At 66.7% G+C, this 14,515-nt stretch carries 13 protein-coding genes and 2 pseudogenes; 9 read left to right on the top strand and 6 right to left on the bottom strand.

Translation table 11 applies throughout. The features are described from left to right. Window positions 1-258: 258 nt before the first annotated feature. The 3 genes from DKM19_RS22495 to DKM19_RS22485 form a co-directional block, all read right to left on the bottom strand. Window positions 259-990, bottom strand: coding sequence for an SDR family NAD(P)-dependent oxidoreductase (locus DKM19_RS22495; protein WP_110698084.1), 732 nt, complete (start codon window positions 988-990; stop codon window positions 259-261). Between the two features lie 65 nt (window positions 991-1,055). Further along, entirely contained in the window at window positions 1,056-2,051 is a 996-nt protein-coding gene (locus tag DKM19_RS22490; protein ID WP_239514388.1) for a sigma-70 family RNA polymerase sigma factor, read from the bottom strand. 12 nt (window positions 2,052-2,063) lie between these two features. Continuing rightward, window positions 2,064-2,804 carry an SDR family oxidoreductase gene (locus tag DKM19_RS22485; protein WP_110698082.1) on the bottom strand — a complete coding sequence of 247 codons (741 nt, stop codon included), beginning with the start codon at window positions 2,802-2,804 and terminating at the stop codon, window positions 2,064-2,066. Window positions 2,805-3,176: 372 nt separating this feature from the next. Here DKM19_RS22485 and DKM19_RS22480 point away from each other — a divergent pair, with 372 nt between their 5' ends. After that, window positions 3,177-3,620: an SRPBCC domain-containing protein gene (locus tag DKM19_RS22480; RefSeq protein WP_110698080.1), complete on the top strand. Its 444-nt coding sequence runs from the start codon at window positions 3,177-3,179 to the stop codon at window positions 3,618-3,620. A gap of 294 nt (window positions 3,621-3,914) precedes the next feature. Here DKM19_RS22480 and DKM19_RS22475 read toward each other — a convergent pair whose 3' ends face one another. After that, window positions 3,915-4,934: a sigma-70 family RNA polymerase sigma factor gene (locus tag DKM19_RS22475; protein ID WP_204358949.1), complete on the bottom strand. Its 1,020-nt coding sequence runs from the start codon at window positions 4,932-4,934 to the stop codon at window positions 3,915-3,917. A gap of 160 nt (window positions 4,935-5,094) precedes the next feature. Here DKM19_RS22475 and DKM19_RS22470 point away from each other — a divergent pair, with 160 nt between their 5' ends. The 3 genes and pseudogenes from DKM19_RS22470 to DKM19_RS22460 form a co-directional block, all read left to right on the top strand. Beyond that, window positions 5,095-5,673, top strand: coding sequence for a dihydrofolate reductase family protein (locus DKM19_RS22470; protein WP_110698078.1), 579 nt, complete (start codon window positions 5,095-5,097; stop codon window positions 5,671-5,673). A 215-nt stretch (window positions 5,674-5,888) separates the two neighbouring features. Then, a complete protein-coding gene (locus tag DKM19_RS22465; protein ID WP_204358948.1) occupies window positions 5,889-7,310 on the top strand; it encodes an MFS transporter in 1,422 nt (473 codons plus the stop codon). A gap of 11 nt (window positions 7,311-7,321) precedes the next feature. Then, window positions 7,322-7,447, top strand: a pseudogene (locus DKM19_RS22460) (sigma factor); the annotation flags it as partial. Window positions 7,448-7,456: 9 nt separating this feature from the next. On the opposite strand, the gene DKM19_RS50825 reads toward DKM19_RS22460, so the two are convergent. Continuing rightward, on the bottom strand, window positions 7,457-7,645 hold the full coding sequence (locus DKM19_RS50825) for a hypothetical protein (RefSeq protein WP_204359283.1): 189 nt from the start codon (window positions 7,643-7,645) through the stop codon (window positions 7,457-7,459). A 273-nt stretch (window positions 7,646-7,918) separates the two neighbouring features. Here DKM19_RS50825 and DKM19_RS22450 point away from each other — a divergent pair, with 273 nt between their 5' ends. The 4 genes from DKM19_RS22450 to DKM19_RS22435 all read left to right on the top strand — a co-directional run bounded on the left by DKM19_RS22450 (window position 7,919) and on the right by DKM19_RS22435 (window position 11,141). Continuing rightward, the gene (locus DKM19_RS22450) at window positions 7,919-8,212 is read left to right on the top strand and encodes a hypothetical protein (RefSeq protein ID WP_204358947.1); all 294 of its coding nucleotides are present in this window, start codon (window positions 7,919-7,921) and stop codon (window positions 8,210-8,212) included. A gap of 174 nt (window positions 8,213-8,386) precedes the next feature. Then, window positions 8,387-9,310: a site-specific integrase gene (locus DKM19_RS22445; protein ID WP_110698076.1), complete on the top strand. Its 924-nt coding sequence runs from the start codon at window positions 8,387-8,389 to the stop codon at window positions 9,308-9,310. Window positions 9,311-9,489: 179 nt separating this feature from the next. Next, window positions 9,490-10,059: an RNA polymerase sigma factor gene (locus tag DKM19_RS22440; protein WP_110698074.1), complete on the top strand. Its 570-nt coding sequence runs from the start codon at window positions 9,490-9,492 to the stop codon at window positions 10,057-10,059. Then, window positions 10,056-11,141, top strand: a complete 1,086-nt coding sequence (locus DKM19_RS22435) for a CU044_5270 family protein (RefSeq protein ID WP_110698072.1) — start codon at window positions 10,056-10,058, stop codon at window positions 11,139-11,141. The genes DKM19_RS22440 and DKM19_RS22435 overlap by 4 nt, the downstream gene beginning before the upstream one ends. Window positions 11,142-11,318: 177 nt before the next feature. Here DKM19_RS22435 and DKM19_RS22430 read toward each other — a convergent pair. Then, window positions 11,319-11,630: pseudogene (locus tag DKM19_RS22430) on the bottom strand (Tn3 family transposase); the annotation flags it as partial. Between the two features lie 878 nt (window positions 11,631-12,508). Between DKM19_RS22430 and DKM19_RS22425 the strand changes: the two are divergent. Continuing rightward, window positions 12,509-14,479 (top strand): PAS domain-containing sensor histidine kinase, encoded by a 1,971-nt coding sequence (locus DKM19_RS22425; protein ID WP_162641680.1) that lies wholly within the window; start codon window positions 12,509-12,511, stop codon window positions 14,477-14,479. Window positions 14,480-14,515 lie beyond the last annotated feature (36 nt).

Below are 14,515 nucleotides of genomic sequence, written 5' to 3'. Positions count from 1 at the left end.
CCCCGGTGACCAGAGTGGGGCGCAGTGGTCGCCACCCGTCGTCTAGCTTGGACAGCTCGCCTTCGACCTCGATGAAGCCGAAAAAGTTGACGGCCGAGATGTCCTTGGGAGCGCGTCGAGGTCTCGTCCGGTCAGGAACACGTGTGCGCCGTCGCGGGCGAACGCTCTGGCCACCGCGCCGCCGGCAGCGCCGTAGATGACCGCGTCCTTGTGCTCAGGTGACCATGTTCATGCTTCCTGATGTGGCGTCAGCCGTCCTCACGCTTTGGATTGCCATACCTGTGCGGCGAGGGCCGCGTACTGGCGTTCGAGTGCCTTGGCCGCGCCGTTGTGCCAGCTCTCGGCCATGTCCTCCGCCATGGCGTCGGGGAAGATCTCGTCCTCGTCCTTCTCCATCCCGTCGAAGACGGCGCGCGCGACGGACTCCGGCGCGGCCTTCGGAATGTCCAGCCCTTCGGTCATGTCGGTATCCACGACACCGGTCATGATGGCGTGCACCCGCACGCCCCGTGCGGCCAGTAGGGCGCGCAGCGACTGGGTCAGCGAGAACGCGGCCGCCTTGGAGATCGAGTAGGCCGGGATGAGTGGCAGTGGAGCGAAGGCGTTGATCGACAGATTGTTGACGATGGCTCCACCGGACTGCGTCAGCGACGGCAGGAACGCCTGGATCAGACGGTACGGGCCGAAAAGATTGACAGCGAGGTGCTGTTCGATGACGGAAGGGTCGCTCAGGTCGTCGTAGGTCGCCATGCCGGCGTTGTTGATGAGGATGTCCAAAGACCCGATGTCGTGGACGGCTTGCTGGATCTGGGTCTCGTCGGTGACCTCCAGGGTCAGCGGTGTGACGCGCTCGTCGGGGTGGGTCAGGGGCTGGCGCGTACCGGCGTAGACCCGCTTGGCGCCCCGGTTCAGGGCCTCCTGCACCAGAGCGCGCCCGATGCCCCGGTTGCCGCCGGTGATCAGGACTGTCTTGTCAGTGATTGTTGCCATGATAAGTGATCTCTCGTTTCTCGTGGGTTCGTGTGCGCGGGCCTGCGTTTAGGTCTGCGCGCCGTTCAGGTGGCGAACGCGGGGCGAGCCTGGAACGTCGCCACCAGAGTTGGGTCGTTGAAGGACGTGATGCGGGCGATGCGGTTCCCGATCAGGGTCAGCACCTGGATGCCGTAGGGCTGGTACCTGCCGTCGTCGGCGCGCTGGTGGATGAGGAAGGCGGGCTGGCTGTTGGCGCGGGTGGACGTCAGGCGCCACTGGCCTTGGCTCAGGACTTGGCCGGTCAGGAACCCGAGGACGGCCGACCGTCCGCTGAACCAGGTCGGGATCGGCGGCATCTCCAGCTCGACGTCGGCACGCAGCAGTTTGACCAGCGCCTCGGGGTCGGCTCGGTTGAATGCCTCGACGTAGCCGTCCAGGAGGGTTTGCCGAGCTTCTTCCCGCGGCTCGGCCAGGTCCTCCTCGACCGGTCCTGCCTCGGCCATGTGGGCCCGGGCGCGGCGCAGCGCACTGTCGACGGCGGCGGTCGAGGTCTGCAGCATCTCGGCGACCTCAGCCGTGGAGAAGGCCAGCACGTCGCGTAGCGTCAGTACGGCCCGCTGCCGGGCCGGCAGGAACTGGAGCGCGGCGATGAAGGCCAGCCGCACCCCGGCCCGTCCGGCCACGATCGCCGCCGGGTCGCCGATGCCCAGCAGCGCGTCGGGTGCCGGCTGGAGCCAGGAGACCGACGACTCCCCGACGGCCACCGCCACTTGGTGATCGTCGGAGGGCGCGCCCAGTCCTGAGGGAAGCGGCCGCCGGGAGCGGGTCTCCAACGCCGTCAAGCAGGCCCTGGTAGCGATGGCGTACAGCCACCGCCGCACCGAGGACCGCCCCTCGAAGCGGCCGAAAGAGCGCCATGCCCGCAGGTAGGTCTCCTGTACGAGATCCTCAGCGTCATGGATGGAGCCGAGGATCCGGTAGCAGTGGGCCAGCAGCTCTGACCGGAACGGCTCGGTCTGAGTGGTGAACTGCGCGTCCGATCGCAGCTCGGCTTCTTGTGCGATTGCGGTGAGGTTCACGGTAGGCGGCGCTCAGCCGACCGGACGCAGGCCGGTGCCGCTGACCAGGTATTCTGGAGCGCTCCCGGGATCTCGGGCGAGCTCCACGACGGCCTTCGCGACCTGTTCCGGAGTGAGGATCGGCTGCAGCCCCGCGGCGAAGGCGTCCTGGTCGATGCCCTGCCGGGCGGCGTACGCGGCGACCGCGGCCGAGCCGAGACCGGTGGCCGGGGTCAGCTGCGGGATCAGTGTGATGAGCCTGATGTCCAGCGCGGCCCGCCTCGACTCCTCAGCCGCATACCCGGCGATGAACCGGACGGCGGACTTGGCGCCGGCGTATCCCCCGCTGAGCGGGGAGCCGTTCACGGCGGCTCCGCTGGACATCGCGACGATCACGCTGCCGGGCGATAGCGGCTCGCGCAGTCCCGCCCGGACCCAGGTGAAGACGTGCCGGGTGTCGGCGTGCCAGTTGCGGCTGAAGCTTTCCCAGGTCTGCTCGTGTATCGGTGCCATGTGCGGGGTTGCCCCGGCGTTGAGGACGAGCAGGCTTGGACGGTGCTGGCGGATCACGTCCTGCGCGAGCGCCTCATCGGTGGCGTCCGCGGCGAGGGGCATGAAGCCCGCGCCGAGGTCGTCGTGTACGGCACGCAGTTCTCCCTTGTCACGGGCGATGCCGACGACGTTGGTGCCGGCGGCGACGAGCGCGGCGGCGATTGCGCGCCCGAAGCCTCGGCCGGCACCGGTAACGACGGCGGCCCTGAAGGAATTGGACATTGGAACCCTCCATAGGGTGGTCGAATTCGGTCAACATCAAGACCAGCGGCGAGAGGGAAATCCGTCGCTGGACGCGATGACCGCGAGAGTGACTTGCGACACAGGCACGCGGCCTCGGAGACCGGTGCTGCACCGCTACGCAGACGTCTGGGCGCTCACGGACCTGTCGGCGACCTACCTCCGTCTACGACGGGTACCGGCCGCGTGCCGTTTCCTACGAGCAGGCATCGACAGGATCCGGGGACGCCGGTCTCGCCCCCAGAGCAGGACGGCCTGAGTGACGACCAGATCACCCGCAACTCGTAGGTTGCTCCTAATTGGAAAAATATGCAACCATTGGTTGCAGAAAATGTCGTCAGCGAGGAGTTCCCCATGAGCGAAGACCGGATTGAGCGCGACACGCTGATCGCGGCACCACTGGAGCGGGTTTGGGCGCTCGTTGCCACGCCGGGCTTCTGGGTGGCCGATGAGGTGATCGTGCCCGATGCCGTGGCCAAGGAGGGCGCGTCTCTGGTTGCGAAGAACGCCGATTTCGGTGAGTTCTCGGTGCGCGTGGAGAAGGTCGAGCCGCCGACGTACGTGGCGTATCGCTGGGCCAGCGCGTTCCCTGGGGAGGAGTTGCGTGAGGACAACAGCACCCTTGTGGAGTTCACATTGAGCGTGGAAGGCGACAAGACGCGTCTTCGTGTCGTCGAGAGCGGATTCACGGCACTGGGCACTTCCGCGGAACTCCGCGACAAGGCGATACGGTCCAACACGGACGGCTGGTCTCAGGTGTTCGACGCGGTCAAGAACCGCATCGAACAGGCTGGGTGACCGCAGAGGAGCGTCATGGCGACGTCGAGGGCGTGTCGCCGAGGCAGCCGGACCGGAACAGGGCTAGCCCACTAGTAGAACATGTTCGATCCAACCGGGACACAGACGACTGCCGTCGCGAGTGGGCCCAAAGACAGCTCTGGAGTAAGGCTCACGGCACACCCCTGTACCGCGGGGTGTCCTGAGCCTGCGTGCGACACGGGCTGCCCGGCCCGCCGACCGCACTCTGGATAGACGCCGCGGGCAGCGGGCACGACAAGAACCTATGTGTTGACCTGCAAGAATCGTGGAGACTTATCCCAGCTTCCGGAGGTGAGGGAGCGATCGCGGTAGCCCGAACGACGGAAGCACGCTGTTCTCGAAGCGGGTCATGGCGCAGATCCGATCGCCGGAGAGGGTGAGGACGAACAGGCCGGTGCCGTGGCGGATGCCGGTAGAGGCGCGCAGGTAGGTTCCGAACGCCGGCTGACCGTTGGCGCGGGTCGGCACGAGGTCGAACCTCCGGCCTGTGCCGAACAAGTCGGCGCAGAAGCGGGCCACGACGTCTCGGCCCTGGTATTCGAGGGGCAGCGGTGGCATCGACATGAAGACGTCGTCGGTCAGCAAGGCCACCAGCGCGTCGATGTCGGCGGACTTGAACGCGCTGACGAACTTAGCCACCACCGCCGCCTCAGCGGGTGAGTCGGCGGCGGGCGGCGGTTCGGAGCCGGCGGCCATCGGCCGTCGGCGCTGCAGGCCGATACGCGCCCGCTTCAGGGCGCTCTTGACCGACTCTACGGTCGTGTCCAGCATGTCGGCCACCTCGTTGGCGTGGAACCCGAGGACGTCGCGCAAGATGAGAACGGCGATCTGGCGAGGCGGCAGGACCTGAAGAGCGGTCACGAAGGCCAGAGAGACCGATTCGGTCTGCTCGTAGCGGGCCTCCGGGCCGAGCGGCAGATTGATCGCACCTTCGAGGAGGGCGTCGGGATAGGGCTCGAGCCATACGATCTCGCCGAGCCGGGTCGGCTCGGGCGGTTCGATCCCGGGGACGTCCCACTCCTTGGCCGGGCGACGGCTGGCCGCGCGAAGTGTGTCGAGGCACCGGTTGGTGGCGATCCGGTAGAGCCAGGTGCGCAGTGAGGCACGACCGTCAAACCCTCCGAGACCCCGCCATGCGGCTAACAAGGTGTCCTGGAGGGCATCCTCGGCGTCCTGGGACGATCCGAGCATCCGGTAGCAGTGCACCTGTAGCTCGCGGCGGTGCGGTTCGGTCAGTGCTCGGAACGCCTCGCCGTCCCCAGCCTGCGCCCTGCTGATCAGGTCGGCTCTCATCAACTCCGCTCTCGCCACCTCTCTTGTACACCTTGTCGCGCTTCCATCCTGTATGGACGCCGGGCGAGGGGCGAACGGGGCGGTTGATGAGCGCCTCCTTTCCCGACGTCGCGGCGTCTAGATCAGTGGTAGCCGATAACGACAACAAAGGAGAACCGACATGGGAAAGATCGTCATCAGTGAGAACATCTCGCTCGACGGAGTCATCCAGGACCCGACCGGTGAGGAGGGCTTCAGGTTCGGCGGCTGGTTCGACCCAGCCACGGCGGACCGTGAAGCATGGGCCAAGGTCCTGACCGACGAGGCATTGGGCGCCGAGGCGCTGCTGCTGGGTCGACGGACCTACGAGTACTTCGTTGCGCGGGGATGGGTTTCCCGGAGTGGCGAGTGGGCGGACAGGTTGAGAAGCCTGCCCAAGTACGTCGTGTCCTCGACCCTCGAAGATCTCGTCTGGAACAACTCAAGGGTCCTGAAGGGCGAGGTGATGGACGAGGTCTCGAAGCTGAAGCAAAAGGTGAACGGGGACATCGTCGTCTATGCAAGCGGCCGGCTCGTGCCCACACTCATGGAGCACGACCTCGTCGACGAGCTGCGGCTGGTCGTCTACCCGGTCGTGGTCGGGGCCGGGGAACGCCTCTTCGGCGAGACCAGCGACCAGAAACCCATGCGTCTGCTCGGCACCCGCACCGTCGGTGACGGCCTCGTCCTCCTCACCTACCAGTCCATCCGGGACGCCTAGCCACCGCTGCGTGGCTCGGTCGGCGAGTGTCTCCTTGGGGTCAAGCGCCTTCACCCTGCGCGCAGGGTGAAGGCGCTTGACCCGACGGCAGGCCTTTCAGGCTTGGACAGCCTGCCCATGGGCGGCCTGGCCGACCAGCGGCAAAGCGATTGGAAAATCATGCAACTCATGCGGACACACGCCGATATCACTGCCCCCTTGAGAGGGCATCGCCAATGACCATGACAAAAAGGCAGCGCTGGGTGCTCGCGCTGACAGCGACGGCATCGCTGATGATATTGCTGGATGCGCTGGTCGTCACCACTGCTTTACACGCGATCGCGCTGGATCTGCATGCCTCCATTGCCGATCTGGAATGGACCGTGAACGCATATACCCTGCCGTTTGCCGTGCTGCTCATGGCCGGCGCGGCCCTGGGCGAACGATACGGCCGCAAGCGAGTCCTGATGGGTGGACTGGCCCTGTTCGCGATCGCCTCCGCGGGTTGCGCGCTGGCACCGAGCCTGCCCTGGCTCATCGCGACCCGCGCGATCCAGGGCGCCGGTGCCGCCGCGGTGGCACCGGCGGCTTTGTCCGTGCTGTCGGCGTCGTTCGGACCCGAACAGCGGCCGCGAGCATTGGGATTGTTCGCATCGATCACCGGACTGGCCACGCTCGGGGGGCCGCTCGTCGGCGGAGTGATCGTGCAGAACCTGACGTGGCAGTGGATCTTCTGGATCAACGTACCTATCGCCGCGGTGCTGATCCCCTTGGTTCTGGTGCGGCTCGAGGAGAACGTAGGTTTCCCGCGCGGTCTGGACTATGTCGGGATCGGGTTGGTGAGCGCGGCAGCGTTCGGACTTGTTTGGGGTGTGATCAGGGGAAACGAATCCGGTTGGGCCAGCGCCGAGGTCGTCGCGGCGCTGGCCGGCGGCGCGATCGCGCTCGTCGTATTCGTCGGCTGGGAGTTGCGTGCCGACGCCCCGCTGATACCGATGCGTTTCTTCGCAACGCGCGCCTTCTCCGCCGGCAATACTGCCGGGTTTCTCTTGTTCGCATCCACCTTCAGCGGTGCGTTCTTCTTTGCCCAATTCCTGCAGGTCGTACTGCGGCACGGTCCGATGGCCACAGGATTGTTGCTGGCACCGTGGACAGTGCCACTCTTCGTGGTCGCGTCGGTCGCGGGTAAGCAGGTAAACAGAATCGGCGCGCGGCCGCTGGTGGTGGCCGGACTACTGTTGCAGGCGGTCGGATTCGGGTGGATCGCGCTGATCGCCGGGCCCGGGTTGGCCTATCCGCCGCTGATCCTCCCGTTCATGATCTCCGGAGTCGGCATCGCGATGGCGATCCCGTCGGCGCAGAGCGCCGTCATCGGGGCGGTACCGATGGCGGCGATCGGTGCTGCCTCGGGTACGTTCAACACGGTCCGCCAGCTCGGCGGCGTCTTCGGGATCGCGATCACTACGGCGGTTTTCACGACCCAGGGCGGACTCGGCTCCGCGAAGACCTTCAGCGACGGCTTCGGCTCCGCCATCGCAACAGCGGCGGCACTGGCCTTGGTCGGAGCGGTCATCGGACTTCTCCTGCCCCGGGGGGCGGCGCGAACCACTGGCCACACCGTGGCTGTGCCCGCCGCCCAGCAGGTGTCCGTCCAGTAGGCCATGACCGCATGACCATCAGCACCGATCTCGCAACTCGGACTGCACCGTACCGATCCGAGTTGTCGGCGCATTGCCATCGCATGCTTGGTTCCCTGCAAGATGCCGAGGATCTTGTGCAGGAAACAAAGCTGCGTTGGACATGCTCAATCCTTCAGACCGGCGGATGCCTGTGGGCCGGCCCACAGATTGACGAACACGTCGTCGCTGTCGAGATCGCCATGCTCTTCGTGCAGGTAGTCGGCATGGAGCCGGACCGGCTCTGCCGGCACCGGGATCGTTCGGGTGGTCGCGGACTTGGTGCGGGCACCGTTGACGTTGATCCGGAAAACCACGGGACCTCGCGTTCGGTGACGGCGATGTCCTCGTGCCGTAGCCCGAGCGCTTCGCCGATCCGCATCCCGCTGTCATAGAGAACCGTAAACAGCAGCCTTCCGAAGATTCCAGATACACAAGAACGGCTGATCAAGAAGATCCGCCGCCGCATCGACGTGGTCGGGATCCTCCCCGACCGCGGCTCGATCGTAGTGCAACTCTCGGGTTGCTCCCGGAAAAGCGACGTGCAACTATAAAGTTGCACTCAAACGCGACAGTGAAGGAGTTCCCTGATGAGCGAGGACCGGATCGAACGCGGCACTTTGATCGCGGCACCCCTGGAGCAGGTCTGGTCGTTGGTGGCCGAACCCGGGTTCTGGTGGGGCGATGAGGCGAGTCTGGCGGGCACCGTGGCCCGGGAAGGCGAGTCGATGGTCGTGAAGAACGCCCATTTCGGTGAGGTCTCGGTGCGTGTGGGGAAGGTCGATCCACTGACGTACGTGGCGTATCGCTGGGCCAGCGCGTTTCCCGGAGAAGAGCTGCGTGAGGAGGGGTCTGAGGAACAACGGAACCGGATCGTGCGCTAAGCGCCCTCTCAGAGCAGGTCAGCGCCGTACAGCTTCTCCCCGGACCCCTTTGAGAGCGGCTAGCCGCAGATACTCCATGATTATCTGCGGTAATGTCAGTTCCGGCCTGGGGAAATGCCCCCGCTGGGCGGAGGCTAGACCTCATGGTTATCTGCGATAGAGCGCGGAGGCGTCGTGGGAGCAGTCCACAAGATCGGTGTCGAGCGGTCGGTCCCGGCGCTCAAGGACGCGATCGAGGGGTTTCTCGCCGGGGTGGCCAATCCCCACACGGCGCGGGCCTACGCTACGGCGTTGCGCGCTCTGACCGAGAAGTTCGGTCCCTACACCCCCATGACCGTGTTCGAGGGGGAAGCCGCGGCTGATCGCGTCGCCGCCTGGTTCATCGAGCGGTGGGGTTCGGCCTCGGCCGCCACGGTCAACGCCCGGCTCAACGCGCTGTCCTCGGCCGTCGGCTGGTGGCGGGATCAGGGTTGGATCGTCGAGGATCCGTTGCGACGGCTCAAGCGTCGGCCGGTCGAGGCCGACCGCACCCGTTCTCTGGATCGCGGCGAGGTCGCCGAGTTGCTCGGCCGGGAGGGGATCGCGCTGCGCGAGCGAACGTTGTGGCGGCTGCTGTATGAGTCCGCAGCGCGGTCTTCGGAAGTTCTGGGCCTGGATGTCGATGAGCTGGACCTGCGCAACCGGCGGGCCCGGGTACGGCGAAAGGGTGGCGCGGTTGACGTCATCGTCTGGCGCACCCGCACCGCCCGGCTGCTACCCCGTCTGCTGGACGGGCGCCGGAGCGGGCCGGTGTTCACCACCGACCGGCGGGCCCGGGTGGAACTGCCGCCGGCCGACATCGACGCGGACAGTGGAAAGGCGCGGCTGTCCTACCGGCGAGCGGCCGAGCTGTTCGAGGCCGCTACCGGCGGCTGGACACTGCACCAACTCCGGCACTCGGCGCTGACCCACGCGGCCGAGGACGGCGCCAACACTTCCACCCTGCTGGCCTACTCCGGGCACACCTCGGTCGCCTCACTGGCCCGCTACGCCCGGGCCTCCGGCGAAGCACTCGCACGCTGGCAATCGGGACGTGATCCCGCCGCCCGCAGGCGCTGAGGAACGGCGCAGAAAACGATGGCGGCCAGGGAGCGTTCATCCCCTCGTGTTCTCCTCGGATCGAGTGAAGGGGTGGAAGATCACCGGCGGTGCGGCGCACATATTCCCCTCAGGCTGTAAGAAATGGCGCGGTTCGCTCACTTCCCTGGTACTGGCGCACTTAAGGGAAGGGAGGACACATGATCGAACCTGGTCCTCGGGACCGGTTCACCGTCTTGTACAGCTCCTGCTATTCGAGCGTGTACGCGTACGCGGTCAGCCGTGCGGGACGGCAGCTCGCGGAGGAGGTGGCGAGTGAGACATTCTGCGTCGCGTGGCGGCGGATCGACGACGTGCCGGATGAGGCGCTCCCATGGCTGCTCGGCGTTGCCCGCAACGTGCTGCGCGAGTCCTACCGTGCGGAGGCTCGGCGTCAGTCGCTGGAGAACGAGCTGTCGACGTGGGGCTCGGTCACGGAGCTGACAGCGCGCGACGTCGCCGAGTCGGTGACCGAGAGGACAGCCGTTTTGCGAGGGCTCGCTGCGCTCTCCGATGGTGATCGTGAAGTGCTCACGCTGGTCGCCTGGCATGGGCTGCGGGCCGTGGATGCGGCGAAGGTCGTTGGCTGCTCCACCGCCACATTTTTTGTCCGGTTGCACCGTGCCCGGCGCAGGCTGGAGCGTGCGATGGCCGCTGAGCCCGACGCGATCACCGGCGCCGCCGTGTTCCCCTCCGAATCGCTGGCATTCATCAAGGAGTCAACCCGGTGAAGAAGATCGATGTGATGAAGTCGCTCTCTGGCACTCGTCCCGCTTCGCTCAAGCCGGTGGACGATCCTGAACGGCTCGACCGAATCATCGCCGCTGCGACCACACGGCCATCCACGGTCTCGGTCGTCCCCCCTCGTGGCCGCATCAGGCTGGGCTGGGGATTGGGAACGGCGGGAGTGGTGGCGGCGGGGCTCGCGGTGGCCGTGACCCTGGTACCTGGCGGTGCCGGCGATCGGTCCGCCGAGCCCGCCGCGCGCGGTCTGCTGCTCGCCGCAGCGGAGCAGACCGTGAAAGTGCCGACCGCCGCCGGCCGGTACTGGCATACCCGGGGTGCGAACTCGGGCGGTTTGTTCAGCGGAAGGTCATCCCACGGCGTTTGCCGAGACGAGACGTGGGTGGCGAAGTCGCCCAAGGATCCGAGTTGGTGGATAGTCCACTCCTGGACCCGACTGGACGCCGTCAAGGGCGCGAAACCACCCAAGGAGGGCGAGTTCAGCTCGGATCAAGCTCATTTCACCTGCGCCCGCGGCAACCGGGCGGTGGACGATGAGACAGGCAAGACGCCTTACGCCAGTCGGCTGAACAATTTTGCCGAGCCGGGGTCAAGCTGGCCCAACGTCAACGGCAAAGCGGTCTCCGTCGCCGATATCCAGAGCCTGCCCACCGAACCGGAGGTGCTGAAAGAGGTCCTGATCCGGTGGCAGGTTCCTGGGATGAGCGACAAGAGACGAGATGAGATCCTGTTTGAGCAGGCGGCCGAACTGCTGCTCGAACTGCCTGCCCCTTCTGGAGTTAGGGCGGCGCTGTTTCGGCTGATGGCCGATCTGCCCGAGGTCCGTTCCCTCGGCGGCGTACAGGACCCGCTGGGCCGTGACGCGGTAGGGGTCGCGTTGCGAAGCTGCGAGCCCAGCTACGGCACTGAGTCGCAGGTCCTGTTCGACAAGGACACCGGGCGCCTGCTGTCGGTCGGTGGGTCGGTAGGCGAGCAGGGTTGCGCAGATCTTCGACCGGCCGGTTGGAGCGCCGTTCTGGAGTCGGGCTGGACCGACGAATCGCCGAAGGTGCCGGCGGACCACTCCTGACCAATCGCCACCCCGGCCCCGGCCTCCTCGTCTGAACGAGAGCCGGGGCCGCTCCCGCAGCCGCTGGCAGAGAGGTGCCGGTCCGGGCCCCGCCAACCTCCATGATCGGGAGGAGTATCGCCGCCGCCGAGACGCGGTTCTGACGTGGTGTGGGGCCTACTGATGGGCCCCGGTACCTCAACCGCCGACACCCTGGTCAGGATGGGTGTCGGCGGACTCACCCAAGGGCCGCAGACCACCGGGTAGTTCGGGCAGGGCGAAGGAGTAGCGGCCCAGCATGTTCACGTGGGCGTGGATGAAGGGCGAAAGGCGGGCAACGTCTTCATCGCGCACGGTGAAGCCCTGGACGCGCAGCTTGGTCAGGGCGGCGTCCATGTAGCGGGTGTTGAACAGCACCACGGCGTTGAGGACCAGGCCGAGCGCGCCGAGCTGGTCCTCCATACCTTCCTGATAACGCTGGTAAAGGTGGCCGCGTTTGCCGTGGAAGAGAGGAAGAAGTACTTCTCCAGTTCCGTGCGTGTGGGCGCCCCCTGAAACGAGGCGAACCCAGCCGCCTGCTCATCCGATCGCTGCGGGCGCTGGAGGGGCGTGCCAGGCTGTCGCCTTGCTTGTCCTGCGGTGGGTACGGCTGATGACCGGGGCAGGGGAGTGGAAGGTGATCTGGCGAGGGGGGTCTTCGGTGAGGATGCAGGTGGCTGAGTGGGCGTCACATGCGATTCGCGGGCTCTGTGGTCTGGAGCGGGAGACCGCCGTCAGGTTTCCTGTGGGTGCGGCCGAACAACCCCAGCTTATTGATCTACATTGTAAAGACGCTGGAGCATGATCAAAGATCATCTTTAAAAAATGGACTAAAGACCTTCACCCACAAACAGGGGGCTCTATCGGAGCAGTGAGTCTTTGTCAGTAACGGATCATGATGTTGCGTGATCGTTCAGATGGTGCGGTCGTACTCGAGGCCGATCAGCCTGGCCAAGGGCTGATTCCCCCTTTTCCTCAACCTTGGAGGGGTGTCGTTAAGAAACGTGTCACCGGCCGCAAACAAGGGGGAACGCGAAGGTCAGCGGCTTGCATTGGGGAGCTGCGATAGGGCCGACGGGTCGATGCCTCTGTGGGGGCATACCTTCCTGACCTGCAGAGACGTTGCAGTTGGCGGCTGGTGACACGTTTCTTGGCAGCACCCCCTAGATCCCCGGCGCTGAGCGGGCTCCCGGCCCTGGGCGGGCTGTGGCGAAACTCTTACGTCTTCGCACCGTATAGCCGTAATGTCACGACAAAGCTTGGTTAAGGTTTAAATAACTGCAGGTAGGCGCGGCTATTCTGGCAAATTCTGGAAGTGAACTCGTCCCCCGCCAGAGATGGGTGATGGCATGGAAGCAGCCGACAGCGTCCGTGGAGGGGTGACCCCAGCGGTCGCCGTCGTCGACGGCGCCGGCACGGTGATCGGCTGGACCCAGGCGGCCGAGGAGCTCACCGGCTACCCCGCCGCCGACATCCTCGGCCGCCCCATCGGTTCGCTCCTCCCGCCCGATGGCCACGACCGTGACGGTGAACGGTCCGGCGCGCACCTGCCCCGGACGGGATTGATGGAGGTGCGGCGGCGGGACGGCGAGGTGGTCATCGTGCGCGCCGAGGCCGTCCCGCTCACTCTGGGCGACGACGTCGGGAGTCGGCAGGAATCCTGGCTGGTGTCGGCGATCCCGGCCGCCATCGACCTGTCCACCGGCACCGGCGCCCTGCTGGAGTCGCTCATCAGCAGTTTCCCCGTCGCCATGGCCATCTGGGACAAGGACCTGCGCTGCGTCTGGTTCAACGAGGCGGCCGAGCAGCTCAGCGACGGCTACCCGTACTACCGGATCGGCCGCTCCCTGACCGAGGTTATCGCGGGGATCGACACGGAAGCGGTGCAGGACGCGATGCGCGAGGTGCTCGCCGACAGCCGGCCCACGATCGACCGTGAGGCCCGCTGGTTCCACGGGAGTCAGGAGCGCGCGCTGTCCATCTCGCTGTTGCCTTTGGAGGGCGCGGACGGCCGGCCGCTGGGCGTGTGCTCGGTGGCCCTGGATTTCAGCAACAGCAAGGCGCGGGATCACCTCGACCTGCTGCGCGAGGCCAGCGTCCGGCTCGGCAGCACGCTGGACGTCATGAAAACCGCCCAGGAGCTGGCCGAGCTGGCCATTCCGGTCGTCGCCGACTACGTGACCGTCGATTTGCCGGAGGCGATGCTGCCCGGCACGGAGCCGCTGCAGCGGCGGGCCGCGACTAGCAGCCCTGTCTTCCGGCTGGCCGGCGCCGCCTCGGTGCACGAGGGGGCGCCAGAGTCGCTCTGGGAGCGCAAGGAGACCGTGTTCGTGCCACCGCGATCCCCGTTTACGGAGGTCCTGCACTCGCGCCGACCGCACTTCGAGCCCGTGCTGGACACCTCGCCCGGTGCCTGGCTGGACCTGGACCCCGATCGGGCGCGGATCATCCATGCCACCGGCATGCACTCGCTGATTGTCATTCCGCTGCAGGCGCGCGACGACGTGCTCGGCGTCGCGACGTTCGCGCGCACCTCCAACCCGGCGCCATTCACCAGGGACGACCTGCTGCTGGCCGAGGAACTGGTCACGCGGGCCGCGCTGAGTCTGGACAACGCACGCCAGTACACGATCGTGAACCACAATCTGGAGCTGCTGGAGGCGGCCGTGCAGCGCGAGCGGCGCTTCACCTCCGATGCCTCGCACGACCTGCGCACCCCGATCACGGGCGCCCGCCTGCGCCTGGAGGAAGCGCTGATGGACCCGGACGCGGTCGACTGGCCGCGCATGGCCAAAGACCTGCTCAATGACGTCGAACGCCAGCAGGCGATCGCCGAGGACATCCTCATCCTGGCCCGTCTGGACGCCGACCGACCGGCGCAGCGCCAGCGCACCGATCTGGCTGAGCTCGTCCGCGCCGAGCTGCAGCGCCGCACACCGGGCCGCGTCCCGATCCGCACTGACCTGGCGCCGGGTGTGTTCGTCTCCGGCGACCGGCTGCTGCTGTCCAGGCTCTTGACCAACCTTCTGAACAACGCCCAGCGCCATGCCGCCACCGGCGTCACCGTTGTCGTCCGGGCCGAGGACGACACCGCAGTTTTGATGGTCTTGGACGACGGCGCCGGTATCGCTCCCGACCACCGCGAGCTCATCTTCGAACGCTTCGCCCGGCTGCCGGAATCACGCGCCCGCGATCCGAAAGGCACCGGCCTCGGCCTGGCCATCAGCCGGGAGATCGCCCACGCCCACCAAGGAACCCTGACGGTCGAGGACCCGGGCCAAGGAACGTGTCTGGTGCTGCGCATGTCCCGGCTGGCCTGATCGCCGGGCTCCCGGGTGGCTCCGCACAGAGCCAGA

The organism is Streptosporangium sp. 'caverna' (genome assembly GCF_003203775.1).
Classification (GTDB): Bacteria; Actinomycetota; Actinomycetes; order Streptosporangiales; family Streptosporangiaceae; genus Streptosporangium; species Streptosporangium subroseum.
The sequence above is the reverse complement of the archived record's forward strand: the minus strand, read 5'-3'. Positions and strand labels throughout refer to the sequence as shown.

Excerpts from the sequence above, each read along its gene's own strand:
- DKM19_RS22495 (WP_110698084.1), bottom strand. The coding sequence starts at position 990 with ATGGCAACAATCACTGACAAGACAGTCCTGATCACCGGCGGCAACCGG.
- DKM19_RS22485 (WP_110698082.1), bottom strand. The coding sequence starts at position 2,804 with ATGTCCAATTCCTTCAGGGCCGCCGTCGTTACCGGTGCCGGCCGAGGC.
- DKM19_RS22480 (WP_110698080.1), top strand. The coding sequence starts at position 3,177 with ATGAGCGAAGACCGGATTGAGCGCGACACGCTGATCGCGGCACCACTG.
- DKM19_RS22475 (WP_204358949.1), bottom strand. The coding sequence starts at position 4,934 with ATGAGAGCCGACCTGATCAGCAGGGCGCAGGCTGGGGACGGCGAGGCG.
- DKM19_RS22470 (WP_110698078.1), top strand. The coding sequence starts at position 5,095 with ATGGGAAAGATCGTCATCAGTGAGAACATCTCGCTCGACGGAGTCATC.
- DKM19_RS22465 (WP_204358948.1), top strand. The coding sequence starts at position 5,889 with ATGACCATGACAAAAAGGCAGCGCTGGGTGCTCGCGCTGACAGCGACG.
- DKM19_RS22450 (WP_204358947.1), top strand. The coding sequence starts at position 7,919 with ATGAGCGAGGACCGGATCGAACGCGGCACTTTGATCGCGGCACCCCTG.
- DKM19_RS22440 (WP_110698074.1), top strand. The coding sequence starts at position 9,490 with ATGATCGAACCTGGTCCTCGGGACCGGTTCACCGTCTTGTACAGCTCC.
- DKM19_RS22425 (WP_162641680.1), top strand. The coding sequence starts at position 12,509 with ATGGAAGCAGCCGACAGCGTCCGTGGAGGGGTGACCCCAGCGGTCGCC.